Origin of the sequence: Synechococcus sp. RS9916 (assembly GCF_000153825.1) — a bacterium.
Classification (GTDB): Bacteria; Cyanobacteriota; Cyanobacteriia; order PCC-6307; family Cyanobiaceae; genus Synechococcus_C.
In genome coordinates this window covers 1304137-1326581 of sequence record NZ_DS022299.1, presented here as the reverse complement: position 1 = coordinate 1326581, position 22445 = coordinate 1304137, and the positions used below count along the sequence as shown (strand labels likewise).

General features: G+C 62.4%; 26 protein-coding genes. 14 read left to right on the top strand and 12 right to left on the bottom strand.

Going from position 1 to position 22445, the window contains the following annotated elements:
• Nucleotides 1-20 precede the first annotated feature (20 nt).
• Genes RS9916_RS07175 through RS9916_RS07165 form a run of 3 tightly spaced genes read left to right on the top strand, consistent with a single transcriptional unit; the run spans nt 21 to nt 2888 of the window.
• Nucleotides 21-686: a DUF2232 domain-containing protein gene (locus RS9916_RS07175; RefSeq protein ID WP_007098650.1), complete on the top strand. Its 666-nt coding sequence runs from the start codon at nt 21-23 to the stop codon at nt 684-686.
• Nucleotides 687-723: 37 nt separating this feature from the next.
• Nucleotides 724-1896, top strand: a complete 1173-nt coding sequence (locus tag RS9916_RS07170) for a nicotinate-nucleotide--dimethylbenzimidazole phosphoribosyltransferase (protein WP_007098648.1) — start codon at nt 724-726, stop codon at nt 1894-1896.
• Complete coding sequence (locus RS9916_RS07165) at nt 1893-2888, top strand: hypothetical protein (RefSeq protein WP_007098647.1); 996 nt, start codon at nt 1893-1895, stop codon at nt 2886-2888. Before RS9916_RS07170 ends, RS9916_RS07165 begins: the two co-directional genes overlap by 4 nt.
• Here RS9916_RS07165 and RS9916_RS07160 read toward each other — a convergent pair.
• Both RS9916_RS07160 and RS9916_RS07155 read right to left on the bottom strand, forming a co-directional pair.
• Complete coding sequence (locus RS9916_RS07160; protein ID WP_007098646.1) at nt 2877-4034, bottom strand: aldo/keto reductase; 1158 nt, start codon at nt 4032-4034, stop codon at nt 2877-2879. The two genes, RS9916_RS07165 and RS9916_RS07160, sit on opposite strands and share 12 nt — an antisense overlap.
• The gene (locus RS9916_RS07155) at nt 4031-4636 is read right to left on the bottom strand and encodes a bifunctional nuclease family protein (protein ID WP_007098645.1); all 606 of its coding nucleotides are present in this window, start codon (nt 4634-4636) and stop codon (nt 4031-4033) included. The genes RS9916_RS07160 and RS9916_RS07155 overlap by 4 nt, the downstream gene beginning before the upstream one ends.
• Before the next feature lie 66 nt (nt 4637-4702).
• Between RS9916_RS07155 and RS9916_RS07150 the strand changes: the two genes are divergently transcribed.
• The gene (locus tag RS9916_RS07150) at nt 4703-5368 is read left to right on the top strand and encodes a riboflavin synthase (RefSeq protein WP_007098644.1); all 666 of its coding nucleotides are present in this window, start codon (nt 4703-4705) and stop codon (nt 5366-5368) included.
• A gap of 69 nt (nt 5369-5437) precedes the next feature.
• Nucleotides 5438-6022: an HdeD family acid-resistance protein gene (locus RS9916_RS07145; RefSeq protein ID WP_007098643.1), complete on the top strand. Its 585-nt coding sequence runs from the start codon at nt 5438-5440 to the stop codon at nt 6020-6022.
• Nucleotides 6023-6044: 22 nt separating this feature from the next.
• Here RS9916_RS07145 and RS9916_RS07140 read toward each other — a convergent pair whose 3' ends face one another.
• The 4 genes from RS9916_RS07140 to RS9916_RS07125 all read right to left on the bottom strand — a co-directional run bounded on the left by RS9916_RS07140 (nt 6045) and on the right by RS9916_RS07125 (nt 9609).
• Complete coding sequence (locus RS9916_RS07140; protein WP_007098642.1) at nt 6045-6419, bottom strand: AbrB family transcriptional regulator; 375 nt, start codon at nt 6417-6419, stop codon at nt 6045-6047.
• Nucleotides 6420-6500: 81 nt separating this feature from the next.
• The gene (locus tag RS9916_RS07135; protein WP_007098641.1) at nt 6501-7100 is read right to left on the bottom strand and encodes a cytochrome c oxidase subunit 3; all 600 of its coding nucleotides are present in this window, start codon (nt 7098-7100) and stop codon (nt 6501-6503) included.
• A complete protein-coding gene (gene ctaD, locus RS9916_RS07130; RefSeq protein WP_007098640.1) occupies nt 7097-8767 on the bottom strand; it encodes a cytochrome c oxidase subunit I in 1671 nt (556 codons plus the stop codon). Before ctaD ends, RS9916_RS07135 begins: the two co-directional genes overlap by 4 nt.
• 2 nt (nt 8768-8769) lie before the next feature.
• Nucleotides 8770-9609 carry a cytochrome c oxidase subunit II gene (locus tag RS9916_RS07125; protein WP_007098639.1) on the bottom strand — a complete coding sequence of 280 codons (840 nt, stop codon included), beginning with the start codon at nt 9607-9609 and terminating at the stop codon, nt 8770-8772.
• A 287-nt stretch (nt 9610-9896) separates the two neighbouring features.
• Here RS9916_RS07125 and RS9916_RS07120 point away from each other — a divergent pair, with 287 nt between their 5' ends.
• From RS9916_RS07120 to RS9916_RS14850, 7 genes are all read left to right on the top strand, one after another.
• Nucleotides 9897-10832, top strand: coding sequence for a heme A synthase (locus RS9916_RS07120; RefSeq protein ID WP_038023436.1), 936 nt, complete (start codon nt 9897-9899; stop codon nt 10830-10832).
• Entirely contained in the window at nt 10825-11841 is a 1017-nt protein-coding gene (locus tag RS9916_RS07115; protein ID WP_007098637.1) for a heme o synthase, read from the top strand. The genes RS9916_RS07120 and RS9916_RS07115 overlap by 8 nt, the downstream gene beginning before the upstream one ends.
• Before the next feature lie 33 nt (nt 11842-11874).
• On the top strand, nt 11875-12888 hold the full coding sequence (locus RS9916_RS07110; protein WP_007098636.1) for an ABC transporter ATP-binding protein: 1014 nt from the start codon (nt 11875-11877) through the stop codon (nt 12886-12888).
• Between the two features lie 75 nt (nt 12889-12963).
• The gene (locus RS9916_RS07105) at nt 12964-13797 is read left to right on the top strand and encodes an ABC transporter permease (protein WP_007098635.1); all 834 of its coding nucleotides are present in this window, start codon (nt 12964-12966) and stop codon (nt 13795-13797) included.
• Nucleotides 13798-13801: 4 nt separating this feature from the next.
• A complete protein-coding gene (locus RS9916_RS07100; RefSeq protein ID WP_156777501.1) occupies nt 13802-14197 on the top strand; it encodes a hypothetical protein in 396 nt (131 codons plus the stop codon).
• A 3-nt stretch (nt 14198-14200) separates the two neighbouring features.
• Nucleotides 14201-14893 carry an N-acetylmannosamine-6-phosphate 2-epimerase gene (locus RS9916_RS07095; protein ID WP_038024333.1) on the top strand — a complete coding sequence of 231 codons (693 nt, stop codon included), beginning with the start codon at nt 14201-14203 and terminating at the stop codon, nt 14891-14893.
• Between the two features lie 91 nt (nt 14894-14984).
• Nucleotides 14985-15176 (top strand): hypothetical protein, encoded by a 192-nt coding sequence (locus tag RS9916_RS14850; protein WP_071961558.1) that lies wholly within the window; start codon nt 14985-14987, stop codon nt 15174-15176.
• Nucleotides 15177-15203: 27 nt separating this feature from the next.
• Here the strand turns inward: RS9916_RS14850 and groL are convergent, their stop codons facing one another.
• Nucleotides 15204-16871 carry a chaperonin GroEL gene (gene groL / locus RS9916_RS07090; RefSeq protein WP_007098631.1) on the bottom strand — a complete coding sequence of 556 codons (1668 nt, stop codon included), beginning with the start codon at nt 16869-16871 and terminating at the stop codon, nt 15204-15206.
• Nucleotides 16872-17000: 129 nt separating this feature from the next.
• Between groL and RS9916_RS14845 the strand changes: the two genes are divergently transcribed.
• Nucleotides 17001-17177, top strand: coding sequence for a hypothetical protein (locus RS9916_RS14845; RefSeq protein WP_007098630.1), 177 nt, complete (start codon nt 17001-17003; stop codon nt 17175-17177).
• Nucleotides 17178-17195: 18 nt separating this feature from the next.
• Here RS9916_RS14845 and fabG read toward each other — a convergent pair whose 3' ends face one another.
• Genes fabG through RS9916_RS07075 form a run of 3 tightly spaced genes read right to left on the bottom strand, consistent with a single transcriptional unit; the run spans nt 17196 to nt 19899 of the window.
• On the bottom strand, nt 17196-17948 hold the full coding sequence (gene fabG / locus RS9916_RS07085) for a 3-oxoacyl-[acyl-carrier-protein] reductase (protein WP_007098629.1): 753 nt from the start codon (nt 17946-17948) through the stop codon (nt 17196-17198).
• A 47-nt stretch (nt 17949-17995) separates the two neighbouring features.
• Complete coding sequence (locus RS9916_RS07080; protein ID WP_007098628.1) at nt 17996-19063, bottom strand: TrkA family potassium uptake protein; 1068 nt, start codon at nt 19061-19063, stop codon at nt 17996-17998.
• Complete coding sequence (locus tag RS9916_RS07075) at nt 19060-19899, bottom strand: glycosyltransferase family 9 protein (RefSeq protein ID WP_007098627.1); 840 nt, start codon at nt 19897-19899, stop codon at nt 19060-19062. The genes RS9916_RS07080 and RS9916_RS07075 overlap by 4 nt, the downstream gene beginning before the upstream one ends.
• Before the next feature lie 74 nt (nt 19900-19973).
• Between RS9916_RS07075 and ispD the strand changes: the two genes are divergently transcribed.
• Nucleotides 19974-20666: a 2-C-methyl-D-erythritol 4-phosphate cytidylyltransferase gene (gene ispD, locus RS9916_RS07070; protein ID WP_038024331.1), complete on the top strand. Its 693-nt coding sequence runs from the start codon at nt 19974-19976 to the stop codon at nt 20664-20666.
• On the opposite strand, the gene RS9916_RS07065 is transcribed toward ispD, so the two are convergent.
• Together RS9916_RS07065 and RS9916_RS07060 are read right to left on the bottom strand one after the other, a co-directional pair.
• A complete protein-coding gene (locus tag RS9916_RS07065) occupies nt 20653-21528 on the bottom strand; it encodes an LD-carboxypeptidase (protein ID WP_007098625.1) in 876 nt (291 codons plus the stop codon). The genes ispD and RS9916_RS07065 overlap by 14 nt on opposite strands.
• Nucleotides 21525-22433: a 4-hydroxybenzoate polyprenyltransferase gene (locus RS9916_RS07060; protein ID WP_007098624.1), complete on the bottom strand. Its 909-nt coding sequence runs from the start codon at nt 22431-22433 to the stop codon at nt 21525-21527. Before RS9916_RS07060 ends, RS9916_RS07065 begins: the two co-directional genes overlap by 4 nt.
• Nucleotides 22434-22445: the final 12 nt, after the last annotated feature.

Sequence of the window (22445 nt, the reverse complement as noted above, 5' to 3'; positions counted from 1 at the left end):
CCCTCCCTCCTGCCACTGGCATGAGCCGTCGCCAGGCCCTGCGGGTGATGGAAACCTCGTATTTGGCGGCGACTGCAGCGTTGATCTGGCTGGCGCTCTATTACCTCCCGGTCGGGGGCGCGTTGTTCCGTCTGGCGCTTCCTTTGCCCCTGGCACTGCTGCTTCTGCGTCGGGGCGGCAAAGCGGGAGTCGAAGGGGTGCTGTTGGTGGTTCTGCTGCTGGTGGCGTTGATGGGGCCTGTTCGCGGACCGTTGATCCTGTTCCCCTACGGTTTTCTGTCGCTCTGGCTGGGGTGGTGTTGGTTGCGGGGGATGAGTTGGTGGATCAGCTGGGGCCTGGGCACCTTGATCGGCGCGGCTGGCTTCCTAGTGCGGGTGGTGGCCCTCTCCCTTCTGGTGGGTGAAAACCTCTGGGTAGTGATCACCCGGGCCGGCGACAACATGCTCAATGGCTTGATCGGCGTCATCAACAACGCCCTGGCATTTGTGCAGGTGCCGTTGCGGCTATCCATCGCCCCTGATCTGGAACAGGTTCAGCTGATGGCGTTGGCGTTGGTGCTCGTTCAGCAGCTGATTTATGTGCTGGCACTCCATGCCCTGTCGTACTGGATTTTTCCGCGTCTCAAGGCACCCATTCCCTCTCCTCCCAAGGCTCTTGAGGGATTGGTGGCGCTGGATCCCCTCTAGGTGGCCCTGATCGACCCGATGTCTCTGCCTTCGTCCGATGCCGACAGCCCTTCCCCCAGGATGTGAGCTGATCGGGGGTCGTTGGACCGCACCCGAGTTGGCACAGCACTTGCAGCCATGGACTGACCCTGGCCTGCGGCCTGATCTGCTGTTGGTGCTGGCGGCCACCCGCACCGCTGAGGTGGAGGGAATCTCTGCGGCAGGTGCCACGGCGGAGTCTCGGCGCTACACCGCCATTGCGGATGCAGAACTCCTGCTCAATGGGCCCTCTCACCGGCCCTGCTGGCCCTTGCCTCCCTTGCCTGCAGGGGTGTCGCCAGCCTTGATCAGTTGGGTGGCGGTTCAGCATTTGGAGCTGATCCCCCAGGTGGCCACCCTTGGTTTGCCCCAGTCGCCTCCCTTCCCGCATCTCCGGATGGAGTCACCGGATCTTGGGCCTTCCGCCTGTTTGAGCGGTGGGCGCGCCATGGCCCTGACCCGGGTGCGGAATCTGTGGGAGCGGGGCTATCGGCTTGGATCAGCGCTCCGGCGCCCTTTGGTGTTGGCGGAATGCGTGCCGGGAGGAACGACCACGGCTCAGGCCGTGCTCCAGGGGCTGGGTTTGCCTGTGGAGGATCTGGTCAGTGGCAGTGCCCTGCACCCCCCGGTACGCCTCAAACAACAGTTGGTGGCTCAGGGACTGGCGGCTGCAGGGTTGCCGGCACTAGTGGATCCCATGGCATTGGTGGCTGCCGTGGGTGACCCCTTTCAAGCGCTCGCTGCGGGTGTTGTGCTGGGGGCCTTAAAGGCCAGGCAGCCTGTGATGCTGGCGGGTGGCAGCCAGATGCTTGCCGTGATCGCCCTGGCCTTCAGGGGCTGCGACGTGGGGGAACGGGCCGCGCTGGCGCGGTTGCTCACCCTGGGCACCACGGCTTGGCTCGCGGGCGAGCGACTCGATGCCTCCAACCAGGCGCTCTCCTCTCCTGCCCTGCCCCGCTTGCTCGGGCGGCTGGAGGCCCATTGCCAGGTGCCGTTGCTGGCTCTCGCCTGTGGCCTGCATTTCGACACCAGTCGCCATCACCAGCTGCAGGCCTATGAGCAGGGGCACGTGAAGGAAGGCGTCGGTGCTGGAGGTTTGGCGCTCCTGGCTCAATTGCGTGGGGTGTCGCTGGAACGGCTTCAGCACGACTGTGATCAGGCCATGGATGCCCTTTTAGGGTCAGTGCCATGACGCCTGTTGTTTCCCTGAAGCGCCGCGAACTGCTCCAGTACGGGGTTCTGTTGGGCCTGGGTGGGTTGGCTGGCTGTGCCCGAACAGCCTCGCCCACCTTGATGGCTGCGCCTGAAACCTTGCCTTTGCAATGGCGTCGTCGCTTGCCCAAGCCCTGGCAGTTGTCTGCTTTGGAGTCGTTGCAGCAATGGAACGCCGGCCTGCCGGAGCAGGCCGATCTGCTGGCCCTCCCGGATGGTTGGGTCGCCAACGTCGCAGCGGACGCTGTTCAGCCCCTGGCAGCCCCCGCTCTGCGTGCCCGTCTCAGTCCCCAGGCGCAGGCGTTCCTCGTCGGCTTTTCACCGGCTCAGGCGGCGGCGTCGCTCCCTGTGTCGGTCAGCCCCTGGGTGCTGCTGTTCCGCGGTGATGCCCTCACCCCGACTGCCGCGGCTGATGGCTGGAATGCCCTGCTGGAGCCGTCCCTTGCCGGGAAGCTGGTGCTGCCCTCCAGTCCGCGGGTGGTGCTGAGCATCGCTGATCGCATGGATCGCCAGGATGCTTTGCAGCGTCTGCGTGCTGCAGCCCTGGTCTTCGACGATCGCCATGCCCTCAACTGGTTGCTGCAAGGCAAGGCCCGGGCAGCGGTGCTTCCATTGGTGCGTTGCATGGCGACCTTGCGCAGTGATCCAAGGGTCCATGCCGTGCTGCCGGAGCAGGGTGCTCCTCTGGACTGGACCCTGCTGATGCGGCCGTCCCAGACCCGGGAACCTCTGCCGCAATCCTGGGTGGAGGACGCTTGGAAGGCTCCTCTGATGGGGCGGTTGCTGGGTGATGGCTGGGTTCCGCCTCTTCCCTACGCGGAGTTGGATCAGGCCCGCAGTGCTGTGCCAGCGCGGCTTCGTTCCCTGGTGCTGCCCTCGCAGCAGGTGTGGGATCGCTGCTGGAGTTTCTCTCCGCTCACGCCGGACCAACGGGCTGCGCTGGAAGCGAACTGGGCCGCTTCAACCCCATAGGCGCCTGCGGGGAGGCGCCGACAGCAGAGCGTGGGTTTCGGCCAAAAGGTCGGGAATGGGGAGCTGGTGGGGGCACCGGGGCAGACAGGCCTGACAACGGTTACAGGCACTGGCATCGTGGGATTCCCACCAATGGCCTGCACGGCCGATGAGGTTGTAACGCTCCTCGCAGTAACCCTGCAGGTCGTGCCCGAGCCGCAGGTTGCGCAAGCGCAGCAGGGCTGGAATCGGCACCGCGTTCGGGCAGGGGAGACAGGCCTGGCATTGGCCGCATTGGCTTGACCCCAGGCGTTCGCTGCGGCGGGCGTTCAGCTGGACCAAGGCCTCCTCTTCGCTGCTGCTCAGGGGGTGGTCTGATGCCGCCAGTTGCTGGGCGAGTTGCAGATCGGAGGCTTGGCTGGCACCAAGGGTGAGGGTGCTGATGCCGGCACTGAGCAGATAGCGATAGGCCAACGCCAGCGGGGCATGGGGCTGGCAGTCGTCGATCAGGGTGGGGCTGGGGTCCTGGAGCCGTCCGCCTTTGTCGGCTGGGGAGATGGCCATCACCCCAAGGCCCTTCTCCAAGGCCAGGACTGCCAGGGGCATGCGCTGAGGGTCGAGAAGGTGCAAATGCAGGCTGCAAAACCGGAAGGCGCCACTGCGCAGAGCGGTCTCAATCAGCCTGTTGCTGCCGTGGCTGCTGAATCCCACCTGTCCCACCAGGCCTTGTGTCTGCGCCCAATGCATCAGGGCTTGGCCGTCGCCCTCCAGGGCCCAGTGGAGATGCTCCTCTCGATTCAGACCATGGATGGCCCAGTTGTCGAGACGGGACACCCCCAGGCGTTTCATGCAGGCCAGCAGCTGCTCCTGGCCGTCCGCCAGGCTCACCCCCGGCAGCACCTTGCTGGTGATCACCCAGCCGCCAGCTGGTGCGATGCCCCTATGGTCGAGGGTCTGCAACGCGGCCCCAAGGAAGCTTTCGGCAGGGCCGTAGGCCGGAGCCGTTTCCAGGTGGTTGATGCCGGCGTTCACCGCCGCTTCCACCACCTCCAGCATCTGGACCGACGTGGCGAGGGCTCGCATGGTCCCCAGAGTGAACAGGCTCACCGCCGGTCCATCCCCGAAGGGCCGACGCCGGGCCTTCGGGTTGGTGGCCATGCCGGTCATGGTGTTGGTTCGTTGTCGTCCTCAGGCGGGCTGTCACTGCCTGGCTGGCGGGACCGGAGGTGGCGAACCAGGGCCGCGGGGCTGACCTGGTCGAGAAAGCGGCGGAATTCGTCTTGTTCTTCGGAATCGGCTTCCGCATCCACGGGGATCGAGGCTTCGGCGACCACCTCCTCCAGCATCCAGATGCCTGTGCCAGTGCGGACTGCCAGGGCAATGGCATCGCTGGGGCGGGCATCAATCTCGATCTCTTCAGCGGTCGGATCGATGCTTGCCTCTTCAGAGACCGCGTCTTGGCCTGGGGCACTGCTGTCGTCATCCGCACTGCATGGCTGGTGGCCGAGCTTGAGCAGCGCGTGGAAGGTGCTGTCTTCAATCGCGTGGATGATCACTCGTTCGAGAACCAGCTCACCCGCATCCAGCAAGGACACCATCAGGTCGTGACTCAGGGGCCGCGGCGGTTCATTCCCTTGGATGCCAGCCATGATGTTGTGCGCTTGCGCTTGGTCAATCCAGATCGGTACCTGGCGGCGCCCCGCTGGATCCCGAAGTAGCACGATCGGGCTGCGGCTCGCCGCATCGAGGGCGATCCCGGCAACGTGCATTTCAACCACGGCCTTGCATCCCCTTTATCCGATTATGGCTAGAGGAACAGCCGCGGGTGGGGAGCAATGTTCACGGGGCTGGTGCAGGCGGTCGGCAGGGTGGAGCGGCGTGGTGTGCAGCTGTTGGTCACCGGCTGTGCCCCATTTGCGCCGCTGCAGCTGGGTGACAGTGTGGCCGTGGATGGGGTTTGTTTGACCGTTGCGGAGTGTGTGGGCGACGGCTTTCTGGCGGATGTCAGCGAAGAAACCCTGGCCCGCACCACCCTGGGGGTGAAGGCGAGCCGACGTGGGGCGGTGAACCTGGAACCGGCCTTGCGCCTGGCGGATCGGCTGGGTGGCCACTTGGTGGGTGGCCATATCGACGGGGCGGGAACGGTGATGGCGGTTGAGGCCTTGTCGCAGTCTTGGCGTCTAGAGCTGCGGTGGAACGATCCGTCCTATGGCCGTTATGTCTGTGAGAAAGGCAGCATCGCCGTCGACGGCATCAGTCTCACCGTGGCGGGTTGTAGTGACGACGGTTCTCGCTTCTGGATTGCCGTGATTCCCCATACCTGGGAATCAACGTCTTTGCACCATCTTGTGGTGGGCGCCAGTGTCAATCTCGAGGCGGATGTGATCGCGCGTTACGCCGAGCGTTTACTTCTGCAGGCGCAACCTGGGGCTTCTGCCCATCAAGCCAAGCCCGACGTGGAGATCACCAGTGATTGGCTTAACGCCCATGGATGGGGCTGAGGATCACAACACGTGGTCGGCTTTGGATGGCGTTAATAGGTTGCGGGAGTTGTTCAACCTGAACCATCGATGACTGTCGATGAGCGCCCTGATTCTTTGGGCAGCTTCAAGGCCTTCGCGATCGCCGAGGGCATTCTGTTGATTGTGCTGGGCATCCTGGCCCTGGTGTTTCCTGTGCTCGCGTCGGTCTGGACGGTGGCTGTCGTCGGCGTGCTGTTTCTGATCGGCGGCATCGTGGGCTGGATCAGCAATCTGGCCCGTTCCGGACGGATGGGGCGCTGGATCTGCTTCTGGCGCTTGGTGGTGTCGACCCTGTTCATCGTGGCCGGTGGTTCGATCCTCAAGGATCTGCGCCAGGAAACACTTCAGCAGGTGGCCATGTTTGCCCTGGCCATTGGCATTGTTTTCCTCGTCGAAGGCGTGGTGGCTTTCTTGAATGGTCTGGCCAATCGCAATAGGCCCGGTGCTGGATGGGCTATTGCCAATGGGGTGATTACCTTCATCCTTGGTCTGTTGATTGTGACCCAAGGCTTCTGGAATCTGCTCTGGGTGCTGGGCACCTTGGTGGGGATCAGTTTCCTATTCAGCGGTCTAGAGCTGATCGCCTTCAGTTCAACCGTTCACAACGACGGCGATCCACCGGCGATGGCTTAAGGCGAGCTCGCGGATGACCGAATCAGGCCTCGCTGGCTGGGTCTGATTCGGTGTCGTCGATTGGCAACAACCAGATCGATCCAGAGTCTTTGTGCAGCTCAATTCGGAATTCCTGGCCGGGTTCAAGGCCCAGTCGACGGGTGTACGCGTGACCGATCAACAGATTGCCGTTGCCGTGCACCCGGGTGCGGAATTCGGCTTGACGGCCTCGGGGGCCACCGCCGCTGTTGCTGGTGGATGGGAGGGTGTAGCCCTTGGCCTCAACCAGGGCACGGTAAAAACTTTTCTTGAGCACCCTGCCGCTGGGGCCGACATAGCCGCAGCCACGGGCGATTTCATCTTCGCGCCGATTGCTGAGGGCGCGCGCCTTGTCGAGGAGTTCCTGGCCGACCAGCATCTGATCAGGAAGAGATATCTGAATTGTGGCGATCAAAGGTCTGCGCGGCAAGGACCCTGGTCTCTTTTCTAGGTGCTCGTTTCAGAGCAGATAAAGGATCAAAAACAGCACCACCCAGATGCCATCCACGAAGTGCCAGTAGAGCTCAACGGCCTCCAGGGGGAATTGATTGTCGGCCGTGATCCGTCCTGAGGGTATGCGGCACTGCCACCACACGATCAGAATCATCAGGGCACCCAAGGTCACGTGCAGACCGTGAAATCCCGTGAGGGCATAGAAGGTGCTGGCAAACAGGTTGTCGGTCAATCCGAATGGAAGGGTGAAGTACTCCACCATTTGGCTGGCAAGGAATGCCAAACCCAGAGCTGCTGTGATCAGAAGCCATTGCCTGCATCCTGAATTGTCGCGTTGGCGAAGCTTCTGGCCTGCTTTGTGGAATGTGGCACTGCTCACCAGCAGCAACACCGTGTTCAGGATCGGAAGCGGTAATTCGAGTTCGTAAACAGCCCCAGGTTCCAGGGGGTTCACGGCATGGAATGTGAGGTAGGCGGCGAAGAAGCCGGCAAAGGTCATCGCATCGGCGACCAGGAAGGTGGCCACACCAAACATGCGGTGGTCCTCATGGTCATGGGCCGTGTCGGTGGCCGAGGTCTCAGCGCTGGATGGATGAAGAGTGGTCATTTCCCGCTGCTCCAGAGGTCACGGCCGCTGGTGGCAGCCAGGTCAATTTCATCGAGGGGGACGCCATAGCCGTAGGGCTCAGTCACCAGAGGAGCCTCTCCTTTCCAGTTCTCAACCGGTGGGGGTGAGCTGGTGAGCCACTCGGGCGTGAGCGCCTGCCAGGGGTTGTCGCCGGCGATCTCTCCAAAGAAGGCGCTGGCGATCACATTCCAGAGGAACGGCAACGTGCTGATGGCCATCAGCAGAGCACCGGCGCTGCTGAGCTGGTTGATGAAGGCGAACTGAGGGTCGTACTCCGCAACCCGTCTGGGCATGCCGTTCAGACCCAGCCAATGCTGAGGTGCGAAGCAGAGGTTGAAGCCGATGAAGGTGAGCAGAAAATGCAGCCTGCCAAGGCTTTCGTTGAGCATTCGCCCGGTCACTTTTGGGTACCAGTGGTAGATCGAGGCGAAGATCACAAACACCGTGCCGCCGTAGACGATGTAGTGAAAATGGGCGACGACAAAGTAGGTGTCGTGCACATGCACGTCGAACGGAACCTGGGCGAGGGCGACACCGGTGATTCCCCCCAGCACAAAATTGATAATGAATCCACAGGAAAACAGAACAGCGCTGTTCAGCGAAATGCGCCCGCCCCAGAGGGTGGCCAGCCAGTTGAAGAATTTGATTCCTGTGGGAACGGCAATGAATGCGGTGGCGATGGTGAAGAACAGGCGCATCCAGGGTGGTGTGCCACTGGTGAACATGTGGTGGGCCCAGACCACCAGGCCCAGGATCACAATCGCCATGATCGAATACACCATCGTGGCGTAACCGAACAGGGGCTTTCGGCAATGTACCGGCAGGATTTCGCTGACCAGCCCGAAGGCTGGTAACACCATGATGTAAACGGCTGGGTGGGAATAGAACCAGAAAAGGTGTTGATAAACCACCACATTTCCGCCCAGGCCTGGGTTGAAGAAGCCGGTGTGGGCAACGATGTCGAAGCTGAGCAGAATCAGCGTTCCAGCCAGAACTGGGGTGGAGAGCACCACCAGAATGCTGGTGCCGAGCATGGCCCAGCAATACATCGGTAGCTGCATCAGCTTGAGCCCAGGTCGCCGCAGTTTGAGCACTGTGGCGATGAAATTGATGCCCCCAAAGATTGAGCTTCCCCCCAGTAACAGCACACTCAGGATCCAGATGATCTGGCCGCTGGCTGGGGTCGTGATGCTTAAGGGTGGGTAGGCCGTCCATCCGGACTGGGCAGCACCGGTAATGAAATAGCTGCTGATCAATAGCAATCCAGCAGGCGGGATCAGCCAGAAGGCCACGGCATTGAGCCGGGGGAAGGCCATGTCACGCGCGCCGACGTAAAACGGAATCAAATAGTTGCCGAAGGCTCCGTTGACCACTGGCACAATCCACAGAAAGATCATCACCGTTCCATGGAGGGTCAGCACCTGGTTGTAGACATCCCGGGGCATGAAGTCCGAGAGAGGACTGAGCAGTTCCGTACGGATGGCACCCGCCAGAGCTCCACCGATCAGATAAAAAAGAAAACCGCAGACCAGATACTGCAAGCCGATCACTTTGTGGTCGACGCTGAAGCTGAAATAACGCAACCATCCTGTCGGCTGCAGGGTTGGGACGTGGTGCTCGCTTTGAGGCGGCAGAGAAACAGTCATGCCTAAGCGACCTCCAGTTTGTTATTGGCGTTGAACCAGGCGGTGTAGGCATCGGGTTCATCGACCACAACCGATGAACGCATGCCACCGTGGTACGGACCGCAAAGCTCGGCGCAGACGATCGGATAGGTTCCCGGTCGGGTGGGGGTGAAATTCAGCACCGTGGGCTGGCCGGGGATGACGTCCTGTTTGAGGCGAAATTCAGGAACCCAGAAGGCGTGAATCACATCCTTGGCTTCCATGCGCAGGCTCACCGGCTGACCTGCTGGAACGTGCAGTTCGCCGGAAATGAAATCTCCCTGTGGGTAACGGAAGAGAAACGCAAACTGCATGGCCGTCACTTCGATCGGAACTGGAGCGATCGCTCCGCTTTCCGCTGTGGTGGTCGTGCCGTTGCCGATGCCTCCCCAGACCCGAGGCCCAGTCTCATCGGCTCCAGTGGCTGCGCTGACCATGGCACTGTGATCCATGCCGTGGTTCAGCGGAGTCATCCCCCCCATCCGGTCGTAGATGTCGTAGCTGTAGAGGCCAACGAACAGCACCACGATCGCCGGCACCGCAGTCCAGAAGATTTCCAGAGGCAGGTTGCCTTCGATTGCCAGGCCATCGCCCAGTTGGCCTTCACGCCGCCGGAAGCGCAGCAAGCTGAACAGGACCAGGCCAACGATGCCGACAAACAGGATCGTGCCAATGCTGAACAGCACACGGAAAAGTTCGTCGTAGACCGGTGCATTCGCACTGGCATCGACGGGGAGGAGGTTGATGTTTTGACCAACCCATAGCCCACCAAGTACCAGGATCATTCCCAGCACCAGGGTGATGATTGAAGAGGGGATGGGCACGGGTTAAATCCGTGACTCGTTTCACACTATGGGGATCGTCAGAGGTGAACCACACGTGATTCTTAAGACGGGTGGAAAATCCTCGGCGCTGATCGTGACACGTCGCCTCAATCGTTGATTTTGCAGTCTTTTTGAGGCTTTCTGTTTGTCGAAAATGTCAGGACGACGAGACGAGTTTTCTTGCAATGTCGTCAATTGATGTTGTGAACAGCCACACACCGTGCGGTTGTGGATGAGACGGCTACTTTCCGTTCATTCCCATTGCTGCCGAGGGAGGAGTTCTTCCATTGGCTTGTTCGTCTGGATGGCCGATTCGTCGTCGGCTCGCTCAACTCGCCAGCCATTTGGTGGTCGCCCTTGTGGCTCTTGTGGTGATCGGTGGTGCCACGCGTGTCATGGAGGCCGGGCTGGCCTGTCCCGATTGGCCTCTCTGCTACGGCACGTTCCTGCCCGGACGTCAGATGAATCTCCAGGTCTTCCTGGAGTGGTTTCACCGGCTCGACGCTTTCGTGATCGGTGTGGCGCTGCTCGTCCAGTTGGGGGCCGCTTGGTGGTGGCGTGATCAATTGCCGAAATGGTTGTTGCCTTGCAGTGCCGTTTTGGTGCTGCTGGTGGTGCTGCAGGGGGGGCTTGGTGCGTTGACCGTGCTGCAACTGCTTCCCACCGGAGTGGTGACAGCCCATTTGGCCTTGGGGCTCACCCTTGTGGTGATGCTCAGTGGTCTCAGCCAGTTGCTGCTGGCTGAGACCTCAACCTCCGAGGTCTCTTCACCGTTGTGGTGGCGGATTTTCGGAAGCCTCAGTGTGTTGGCCGTGGTTGGTCAGTGCCTCTTGGGGGGGCGTATGGCCACCTCTTGGGCAGCGAAGCGTTGCTTGGCCGTCGGGCAGGGATGTCAGTGGCTGCACTGGCATCGCAGCGCCGCGACCCCCGTCGCGGTCACGGTGCTGCTGTTTGTGCTGCTTGCCCTCCTTGCGGGTGGCTGGACCCGACGTCAGTGGCCGTTGCTTCTCAGTGCAGCGGCTTTGGTGATGTCCCAGATCGGCCTGGGTGTCTTCACGCTCCGCCTTGGTTTGGCCCAACCCGCGGTGACCGTGGCCCATCAATTGGTCGCCTGTCTGTTGGTTGCTCTCCTGGCAGCCCTCACCTGTCGGAGACCACGGCTTGCCGTGCGTTCCGATCCGGCGGATTTCGATTCCACTTCCTTGGAGCCCTGTCATGGCTAGTTCCACTGCTCCCGGTTCCCTGACCATCACCCGTGATCAGGTGGTGCCCTCTCGCAAGCGGGTCAAGCTCCCTGCCTGGTTGGAGGTGGCCAAGCCGCGTCTGATCCCTTTGTTGCTCGCCACCACCCTTGGGGGAATGGCCCTGAGTGAAGGCTGGCCCCTTCCCTCACCGCGCTTGGCATGCACCCTGGGCGGTGGAGCCCTTGCTGCTGCTGCTGCTGGGGTTCTCAATTGCCTTTGGGAGCAGGATCTCGATCGGCGGATGCAGCGCACCAGTGGTCGGGCCTTGCCTTCGGGGCGCTTGTCGCCCACCGCTGCGTTCGCCGGTGCTGTGTCCTGCACCCTGGCGGCTGCTCTCTTGCTGGTCAGCGGGGTCAATTGCCTGGCGGCTGGGCTGTCCCTGCTGGGGTTGTGCAGTTATGTGCTGCTTTACACGGCTCTGCTGAAGCCAAGAACGACGCAGAACATCGTGATCGGCGGTGTGGCAGGTGCCATTCCTCCTCTGGTGGGCGCAGCAGCGGCCACCGGGCATGTGGGCTTGGGGGGATGGTGGCTGTTTGCGCTGGTGATGGTGTGGACACCGGCCCACTTCTGGGCGCTGGCCTTGCTGTTGCGTGAGGACTACCGCGCTGTTGGCATCCCCATGCTTCCAGTGGTCAAGGGTCCGGTGGTGACGGCGCGAGCGATTCGTCGCTACGGCTGGGCCACGGTGGTGCTCAGCGGGTTTGGCGTGCTGGCGTTGCCAGAGGGTGGCCTGCTGTATGGGCTGCTGTTGCTTCCTTTTAATGCGCGCCTGTTGCAGATGGTCCACAACCTGGCTGATGCCCCAGAAAGCACGGAGCGGGCCAAAGGATTGTTCCGCTGGTCGATTCTTTATCTCTTCGGCATCTGCCTTTTGCTGATCCTGAGCCGCCTTCCCGGAGCTGCATTGTTCGATTTTCAGGTGCATGCGGCAATCGATCTGTTGTTCCGTGGTCTCAACGCCATCCACAACGGGGTCGCTGCCTAGATTCCACTTCAGTAGTCCTGTCGCGACAGCTCAATGCCCTTGTTGGAGCTGGCCCATCTGCAGAAGTCTTACGGGGCTGTGAAGGCGCTCGAAGACCTCAGTCTCGCTGTGCCAGAGGGCTGTCTCTACGGCTTGTTGGGACCGAACGGGGCCGGTAAAACCACCACACTCCGTATCCTCGCCACGTTGCTGGCCCCCGATGCCGGCGAGGTGCAGGTTGCCGGCATTGATGCCCTGAAGGACCCTCGGGCCGTTCGCTGCATGCTCGGCTACGTGGCTCAGGAGGTGGCGATCGATAAGATCCTCACCGGTCGGGAGTTGTTGCAGCTCCAGGGTGATCTGTATCACCTGCGCCCTTCTGATCGTGATCAGCGCATGGGCGAGTTGATCACGCTCCTCGGCATGCAGGACTGGATTGATCGCCGCTGCGGGACGTACTCCGGTGGAATGCGTCGGCGCCTTGATCTGGCTGCCGGTTTGTTGCATCGACCCAAGCTGCTGGTGCTCGATGAGCCCACGGTTGGCCTGGATATTGAAAGCAGGGCGGCGATCTGGCAGGTGCTGCGGGAGCTGCGCCAGCAGGGCACCTCAGTCTTGCTCAGCAGCCACTATCTCGAGGAGGTGGAAGCCTTGGCGGATCGCATGGCGATCATTGATGCCGGTCGCGTGATTGCCGAGGGCACACCCGATGAACTCAAACAACGCCTTGGCGGTGACCGGATCACCTTGCGGGTGCGGGAATTCAGCGATGCCGAGGAGGCAGAACGGCTCCAGGGGTTGCTTCAGCCCGTCGCGGGGGTCCGCCAGATTGTTGTGAATCGCGCCCAGGGGTATTCCCTCAATCTGGTCGTGGAGGGGGATCAGGTGATGCAACGGCTGCGTGATCAGCTGGATCAGGCGGGCCTGCCGGTGTTTGCCCTCGCCCAGAGCCGACCCAGCCTGGATGATGTGTACCTCCAGGCCACCGGCCGCACCTTGATGGATGCCGAATTGGCCGTGGCCGGCCAGCGGGATCCCAAGCAGGAGCGCAAGCAGTCCATGCGCTGAGTTCCGCCTCTGCCAATCGTTCTGCCGCATCACATTGTTCGTTCCCTTGCCGTTCTTGTTCGCTTCGATTTCGCGATGACCAGTTCCGTTGCCACCAGCGCACCCTTGGCTGAACTGGTGCAGGAAACCACGGCCCTCACCCGCCGCCTGTTTCTGCAGCTTCAGCGTCGTCCTTCCACGTTGGTGGCGGGGGTGCTGCAACCTTTGATCTGGCTTGTGCTGTTTGGGGCGCTGTTTTCCCGTGCTCCTGAGGGGCTCCTCCCGGGAGGCACAAGCTATGGGCGCTTTCTTGGTGCGGGAGTGATTGTGTTCACGGCCTTCAGCGCCGCGCTCAATGCCGGGCTCCCGGTGATGTTTGACCGTGAATTCGGCTTCCTGAACCGTCTTCTGGTGGCTCCGCTGCGCAGTCGCAGTTCCATTGTTTTGGCGTCGGTGATCTACATCACCTCCCTCAGCCTGGTTCAGAGCCTGGCGATTATGGGAACCGCGGCCCTGTTGGGTTATGGCTGGCCGGGGCTGGCGGGTCTTGGGCTGGTGATGCTGACCCTCCTGCTCCTGGTGTTTGCCGTCACGGCGCTCAGTCTGGGGCTGGCCTTTGCACTCCCCGGCCATATCGAATTGATTGCGGTGATCTTTGTGGCCAACCTGCCGCTGCTGTTTGCCAGCACGGCTTTGGCGCCGCTGTCGTTTATGCCCCCATGGTTGGGCTGGCTTGCGGCCTTGAATCCGCTTACCTTCGCGATTGAACCCATTCGCGCTGCCTACGCCGGTCCTTTGGACCTGTCAGCTGTTCTGCTTCAGGCGCCCTACGGCCCTGTGAGCGGATATGCCTGCTTGATGGTGCTGATGGTGCTCACCGTGGGCCTGTTTCTACTGATTCGCCCTTTGCTCAACCGCAAACTTGCCTGATCCTGTGACTGCCTCCAGCGCCCCACTCCCCCAGCGACGTCGGGAGGCCCTGCGCCAGCAGCTGATTGATGCCCGCGCCCGGGCCGACCAGCGTGAAATCGCTCGGGTCGAACAGCAGTGGGTCCACCGTTATGGGGTGAGCTCCCTCCCCCAGCCCGACACCACGGGGGAGCAACCGTCTGTTGCGCCGGCTCCGCCGGCGTCTGTTTTGGGTCGCTTCACAAGTGCATTGCAAGGGTGCCTTGATGAGGTCGCCAGCACGGTGGAGCCGTCGGTCTCAGCCAGTGATCTGTCTCTCCCGGCTCCTTTGCAAGAGGTGCCACCCCCGCCATCACCCAAGTTGCAGCGTTTGCGCCGTTGGCTGCCGACGGTTGTGGATGATTTCCCTCAGGCGTCCTGAATGATGGTCAGATTGGATCGGGCAAGCCTGCGGGGCGGGCTGATCGTGTCGGTGCAGGCCCCTGAGGGCTCGCCGATGCATGAGCCGGAGGTGATCGCCGCGATGGCTGAGGCGAGTTTGAACAACGGTGCCATCGGGGTTCGGCTGGAGAGCCCGGAGCACATTGGTGCGGTGCGACGCCGCTGCCCAGAGGCGTTGATTGTGGGCCTCTGGAAACGCACCTTTGCAGAAAGCCAGGTGTACATCACGCCCCGTTGGCATGAGATTCAAGCTGTCTGGGCTGCGGGTGCTGATGTGGTGGCCCTGGATGCAACGGCCCGCTCCCGCCCCGATGGTGAATCGCTTGAAGTGCTGGTGCGACGGGCGAACGAGGAGCTGGGCGCCCCATTGATGGCGGATGTGGACAGCATCGCCAATGGCCTGGAGGCTGCACGCTTGGGCTGTGCCTGGGTCGGCACCACCCTGTTTGGCTACACACACGAGACGGCCTCGGAGACACCGCCGGGCTGGTCCTTACTGGAGCCACTCCGTGCCCAGTTGCCTGATCAGGTGCCTTTGATCTGCGAGGGCGGGATTGCGTCCGCTGGGATGGCCACGCAAGCCCTGGCGTTGGGAGCCGATGGAGTGGTGGTGGGCACAGCGATTACCGGTGTCGATCTCCAGGTGGCTGCCTACTGCAGGCAGATGGCGGCTTAGTCCGCCTCTGTTCCGTTCTTTGAAGTGAATCCGGTGGTTTGCGGGTTCTGAAGAACCAACAGCTCAGAATCAAGTGAGACGCGTGAGACCAATGCGGAGAATCGCTGCTCTTCTGCCCTTGCCTCTGGCAGTAGGAGGTCTCGTGTTCGGGGTCCCCTTAGCTGGCCTGCCCATGAGTGAACTTCAGGCGTTAAACCGCGAGCTAGGGCGCCTCTGTCGCAGGCCGCCCCCGGAAGCTCTCACGGTGTGCAGAATTCATGCCCGCCTGGTGCGTTCGATCTAGCGCTCGTCCGCACCAGGCGGTGGGTGCTCACATCATCCCGGGCATTCCCATGCCGCCCATGCCGCCCATGCCGCCCATTCCGCCCATGCCACCCATGGGGTCGCCAGCGGCAGCAGGAGCAGCGGGCTCAGGTTTGTCGGCGATCACCACTTCGGTGGTGATCAGCAGGGATGCAATCGAGACGGCATCCTGAAGCGCCAAGCGCACCACTTTGGCTGCATCGAGAATGCCCGCTTGGAGCAGGTCCTCAAAGCCGCCGGTGAGGGCATTGAAGCCCTTGCCGGAATTGCGCACTTCCTCGACGACCACATCGCCGTTGGCGCCGGCGTTGATGGCGATTTGGCGCAGGGGTGCGCTCAGGGCACGCTTCACGATCTCCACACCGGTGCGCTGATCGCCCTGCAGCTGAGCTGCCAGGCCATCCAGCTCCTGGGCCAGCTGGATCAAGGTGCAGCCACCACCAGCAACGATGCCTTCCTCCACGGCGGCCCGGGTGGCATTGAGGGCATCCTCGATGCGCAGTTTGCGGTTTTTCAGCTCGGTCTCAGTGGGAGCACCCACCTTGATCACCGCAACACCCCCAGCAAGCTTGGCGATGCGCTCACTGAGCTTCTCGCGGTCGTACTCGGATTCGGTGTTCTCGAGCTCGCGTTTGATCGCTGCGACGCGATCGTTCACTGCTGCACGATGCTCATCGCTGGCCACGATGGTGGTGCTTTCTTTGGTGATGGTGATGCGACGGGCGCGGCCCAGGTCCGCCAGGGTGACCTTGTCGAGGGTCATGGCACGGTCTTCGCTGATCACGGTGCCGCCGGTGAGGATGGCGATGTCAGCCAAGGCCGCTTTACGCCGCTCCCCGAAGGAGGGGGCCCGAACAGCCGCCACCTGAAGGACGCCGCGGTTTTTGTTCACCACCAGAGTGGCGAGGGCTTCGCCTTCCACTTCTTCCGCCAGCACCACCAGGGGGTTTCCGGTTTTTTGAACGGTTTCGAGAACGGGAACTAGGTCGTTAATGGCGCTGATCTTGCGGTCGGTCAGCAGCAGCAGGGCGTTTTCAAATTCACAGATCTGACGCTCTCCGTCGGTTACGAAGTAGGGGGAGCTGTAGCCACGGTCAAAGGCCATGCCTTCGGTTACTTCCAGTTCCGTGGCAAGTGACTTGGACTCCTCGACGGTGATCACGCCATCGACGCTCACCTTCTCCATGGCTTCGGAGATCATCCGACCCACTTCTTCGTCACCACCGGAACTCACAGTGGCCACCTGGCCGATGCCAGCGCCGCTCACCGCTTGGCTGCGCTGGGCCAAGCCCGCCACCACCTGGACGGCAGCTTTCTCCATGCCGCGACGCAGTTCGATGGGGCTGGCACCCGCAGCTGTGTTCCGCAGACCTTCTTCCACCATGGCCTGGGCCAGCACGGTGGCTGTGGTGGTGCCGTCACCGGCCTTGTCCTTGGTCTTGGAGGCCACCTGCTGGATCAGCTTGGCGCCGATGTTTTCGAAAGGATTGTCGAGCTCGATCTCGCGGGCAATCGTGTCGCCGTCGTTGACAATGTCGGGGGCGCCGAAGCTTTTCTCCAGCACCACGTTGCGTCCGCGGGGGCCGATGGTGACGCGTACCGCATCGGCCAGGGCATTCATCCCCCGTTCGAGAGAACCGCGGGATTCATCCGAAAAGCTCAGCAGTTTGGCCATGATTAATCGATACCCGAAAGTCAATGTCCCACAGGGAGCTGACCCTCAAAAACACCTTTTGGGTGGGGAAAGCCGAATCGAAGCTGGCCAGATGCTGCCCCCCCTGGTGCGTCTCGTTATGGTCCGGCCATGGATGAACCCGGCTTCCAGTCGTTCACGTTGATTGCCGGCCTGGCAGCCGCTATGGCGCTGATTTATGCGCCGTTGCGAATCTTTCTGACTGCCACAGAGCGGAGCCGCAAGTTGCGCCTGTTGCAGCGCATCCGACGGCTTCGCGATGAGCAGCTCAAGCTGCTCAATCGCTAGTCCTCAGGGGACCCTTCTTCAGCCCATCACCATGCCGCCATCCACCTGAAGCACTTGTCCGGTGATGTAGGCGGCAGCCGGATCTGCGGCGAGGAAACGCACGGTGCCGGCGATGTGTTCCGGCGTGCCGAAGCTGCCCAGAGGAATCGCCGCCAGGATGCCATCGGCATCAAGATCCTTGGTCATATCGGTAGCGATGAATCCAGGCGCCACTGCGTTGACGGTGATGCCGCGGCTGGCCATCTCTTTGGCGGCACTACGGGTCAGGCCCACAACCCCGGCTTTGGCCGCGGCGTAATTGGCCTGTCCTGCATTGCCCATCAACCCCACCACCGAGGTGATGTTGATGATCCGACCGCTCTTTTGTTTCAGCATCGGACGGGTGACTGCACGGGTGCAAAGGAACACACCGGTCAGGTTGAGGTCGATGACCGATTGCCAGTCAGCGGTCTTCATGCGCATCAACAATCCATCCCGCGTAATGCCGGCGTTGTTGACCAGCACATCGATGCGGCCACTGCGCTCGAGCACCGTTTTGATTAACCCGTCAACGGCGTCTTCATCGGCCACGTTGGCCTGCAGGGCGTAGGCCTTCCCTCCTGCCGCGGTGATCTCATTCACCACGGACTCCGCAGCATCGGGTGAGCTGGCGTAGTTCACGACAACTTCAGCCCCGGCTTCGGCCAGCGCCTGGGCAACGGCGCGACCGATGCCTCGGCTGGCTCCAGTCACCAGAGCCGTCTGGCCGGCGAGGGAGGCGTGGGTCGTCATGGAAGTCTCCGCGGTGGCTGGATCGTAGAGATTGATCCCACCAGGACTCAAGCGGTGCTGGATCGACCCATGGTCTCTACCATGTCGACGGAGCTTCCCAGGAGGTCGCGGAAGCGCAGGAGCTGCTCCTTGCTGCCCAGCACCACAAGCAGCTGTCCAGGCTCTAAACGCATCTCTCCGCCTGGATTCGCCACCAGTCTCCCCTGGTCACGGATCGCCAGCACCATGGCCCCGCTGCGGCGTCCCAATTGCAGCTCAGACAGGGTGCGACCGGAGAGGTTCTCAAGCCGATCCGGGGCGCTGCTGAGTTGGAATTCCTCGATTTCGCAATCGGAGCCCATCAACAGCTCCATGAAATCCACGGCCAGCGGGCGGAGCGCTGAAGCTGCCATCACGCGACCACCCGCCACGTATGGGCTGACCACCACACTGGCTCCGGCAAGTTTGAGCTTGGCTGCGGCCTCTTCGCTGTCAGACCGTGTGATCAGGCGGCAGCTGGGCTGCAGGCCTCTGGCGCTCAGCACGACGTAGAGGTTGGCGGCATCGCTTGGTAGTGCAGCGACCAGGCTGCGGCAGCGATGGAGGCCTGCTTCCAGAAGCGTTTCGTCGCTGGTGGCATCGGCTTCGAGCACGCGCAGCCCCCTTTCCTTGGCCGCTTGGATGCGTTGTGCATCAAGCTCCACGACCAGCACCTGAATGTTGTCTTGCAGGAGTTGCTCGCCGATCTCGCGGCCGATGCGGCCATACCCGCAAATGATGACGTGGTCGTGCATGCGCCGGAGTTTGCGGCGAAAGCGCAAAGCACGCAACTGGCGAAAGTAACCGGATTCCGCCAAACCGAGGAGCCGCTGAATCGTCAGCTGCACCACCACCACACCGCCGCCAATGATCAGCACAGTCACCAGCCGTCCAGCGGTGGAGAGCGGTTCCACTTCGCCGTAGCCGATGGTGCTGATGGTGATCAGCACCATCCAGAAGCAGTCTCCCCAGTCCCAGCCTTCGGTGATGCGATACCCGAGGGCTCCACCGCAGATCACGGTGATCAAAGCCAGGATCGGTCCGATCCAGGGTTGGGTGAGAAGTCGCAGGTTGGAGCGCAACCGCCGCGGCGTCATCCGAAGCCGAGGGCGGTCAACACATCCTCTTCACTGAGCTGACCAAGACCCATCCTGCTGTCGCCAAGACAGCGCAGACCTTCGCGTTGGGGCATCTCCGTGGCGTCTGCCCCCAGTGCCACCAGTGGCACGCCAGCAAAGACCGCCAGCAATTGGGTGACGGGGCAGCTGCTCAACACCACATCGGAGCAAGCCACCTGGGCTGCACGGGTCTGCAGTTTGCCGCCGTTCGTGAGCTGTTGGGAGCGCAGTGAAGGCAGGCGTTTCCGGATGGTGTCTGGCAGGGCGCGCCAATGGCTCTCCGGCCAGTCGTTGTCCTGTCCGCCGGGGGCCATCAGCAGCAAGGGGCCGTCCCCGCGGGGCTGCTCAGCGCGCACTGTGTCCAGGCTCTTGGCGGGCAGGGACAGGCGGAAGCGGTCGGCATCCAGGGTCAGGCCGATGGCCTGAAGAAATCCACTCGGTTGCTGGGCTGTCCAGCCAGAGCCCAGTTGCACCTGCTCAGTGGTGGCGAAACCATCGAGGGCAATCCGGGTGGGGATGTGGCTCATGCCCAGCATCAGATTCACTTGCCGTCCGCTGGCGAAGTTGAAGCAGACCTGGAAATCGGGCTCGCGCACGCAGCCCAGCAGGTTGGCCCAGTCCGCCAGGGTGGAGCCTTCATCGAAGTTGAAGGGAATCACCTTCTCAACCGCTGGCACGAGTTCCCAGGCCTGGCGGTGCGCCAGCGGGCAAGCCACCTGCACAGTGGCCTTGAGCTGCTCAGCGGCGGTGGCAATGGCGGGCAGCCGTTCGAGTTGCTGCTGAAGACTCCCCGGAGAGAGGGCAAGAAGACGCATGGACCAGCAGCACAAGAAGGGTGCGAGCTGATTGTATGGAGGCCGTTTCCCCCTGCCGGCCGCAGGAGTCGCTTGTGCATCTGTTGATTGCCGCCGCCGGAAGTGGTCGTCGCATGGGGGCTGACCGCAACAAGCTGCTGTTGCCGTTGTTGAAGAGGCCTGTGCTGGCCTGGACTTTGGAGGCGGCGCTCCAGGCCGAGGCCATTGCTTGGATCGGCATCGTCGGTCAGGTCGGTGATCGTGAGGCCATTGCAGACATCACCGCTGCGGCGGCGCCACGGGCCGGATCCAAGCCCATTTGCTGGATTGAAGGAGGTCGTACCCGTCAGGAGTCGGTCTTGCGCGGCCTGGCGGGGTTGCCGGCGGGTGCGGAGCATGTGCTGATCCATGACGGCGCCCGTTGCCTGGCGGAACCCGACCTGTTCAATCGCTGTGCTCAGGCCGTGATGGCCGGAGAGGCTGTGATCGCAGCGACCCCGGTCACGGACACGATCAAGCGGGTCAATCCCAAGGGGTTGATCACGGCAACCCCTGATCGTTCCGAACTTTGGGCGGCGCAGACGCCCCAGGGGTTTGCGGTTGACCAGTTGCGGGAAGGCCATGCGGAGGCCTGTCGGCGCGGCTGGGAGGTCACGGACGATGCCTCCCTTTATGAACGGCTTGGTTGGGATGTGACGGTGCTGGATGCCGGACCCGCCAATATCAAGGTCACGACACCGTTTGATTTGGTGGTGGCAGAGGCTGTTCTGTCGCTCAGAGGAGCCTGAGCAGTCCGTGGTCTCCATCGAGGAGCGCAGGTCGCCCCATCGGCAAGGCTGCGTTGCCTTCCGGCCCATGGCCGACAGGAAGATTCCCGACCACGGGGATACCGAGATCACAGGTGCGTTCTTTCAGCACCTCAACCCAGCTGAAGCCGGGGCGCTGATCGTCATCTTCACAGCCGCTGAAGCGGCCAAAACCAATGCCGCCAAGGCGCTGCAGCGTCCCCGTCAGTCGCCAGTGGGTGAGCATGCGATCCAACCGGTAGGGGAGTTCGCCGACGTCTTCCAGAATCAGGATCGCCCCTGTGAGATCGGGCATGTGCGGGCTGCCGAGCAGATGAGACGCCACGGTCAGATTGGCGGCGATCAGCGGCCCTTTGGCCGCACCCTTCCCCCAGGATTGGCCCTGCAGGTCTGCCAGTGGTTCCCCGAAGAGCAGCGCCCTTAGCCGCTCCTGACTCCAGATCGGTTCCGCCGCCAGGGTGCTGAGCAAGGGGCCGTGAATGCCGCCATCCAGGCCTGCGCTCTGGCGGGCCAAGAGCAGGGCGGTGACGTCGGAAAATCCCAGTAACCAGCCTGGATTCCACGGGATGGGATGTTCCAGCAGTCTTGCGGCGCCCCAGCCTCCACGGGCACACGCCAGTAAGGCCGGAGATGGCTGGCATTGCAGATCAGCGATCCGTTCCTGGTCGGTTCCCGCCAGGTAGCCCCAGCGGCGCACCGGGATGGACTGATTGTTGGCTTGCAGTCCCCAGCTGCGGAGTAGTTCAAGGCCTGCGGCCAAGGGTTGGAGATCGTCGTATGCCGAGCTGGCGGCGACAACGCCCACCAGGTCCCCTGCCTTCAGTGGAGGTGCCGACTGCCTCATCCCTGCAGCCCAGCCAGCACCAATCCCAGCAGCAGCAAGCTGCCAAGCCAGACCTGATGTTTAAAGTGGCGTCCGTAGACCCCCATTGGCTGCTGGCTGAGCGGTTGTAGCTTCCGGGTTTCCACCACCATGCCCGCGGCGGCGAGCAGCCAACACGGGTAGAAGGCTGTGCCGGTTCCGGCACTGACCGCTGCAAGAGCCAGAGCGATCAGGCAGATGGCGTAGGAAATCTGCACCGCGGTCACGGCATGTCTGCCCAGGCTGAGGGCACTGCTGCGCAGACCCAGTTTTCGGTCGTCTGGCCGGTCGGCCATGGCATAAACCGTGTCGAAGCCGAAGGTCCAGGTGAGGGTGGCCAGCCAGCAGAGCAGCAAGGCCGGTGACGCCCTCATCGTTCCCTCTGCAGCAGCCCAAGGAATCAACACGGCAAAGCCCCAGCAGATGGCCAAAACGGCCTGCGGGAAAGCAAACCAGCGTTTGGCTGAGGGGTAGAGCAGGATCGGAGGCAGGGCCATCACAGCCAGCCCAAGGCAAAGGCTGCGTCCTGCGGTCGGCAGACCGAGGACCACCAGCAGGCTTAGCACCAATAGCGCCAGAAGTGAGGCGACGGCCACCGGCACCGAAAGCCCACCTCGCGCCAGCGGCCTTCCTTTGGTGCGCTCCACTTCCCGATCAAGGCGCCGATCCCAGAGGTCATTGGCAATGCAGCCGGCGGCGCTCACCGTTAGGCCTCCCACCACAATCAACAGCACCAACCACGGTGAAGGGGGGGCAGTCGGAGTCAGCCAGAGGCTCCATCCCGCGGGGATCAGCAGGATCAAGCGACCGCTGGGTTTGTTCCAACGCAACAGCTGGAACCAGCTGGCGAGAGCTGTTGGTTGCTGGCGTGGCAGGGCGCCGGTCACGTCGAGAGAAGT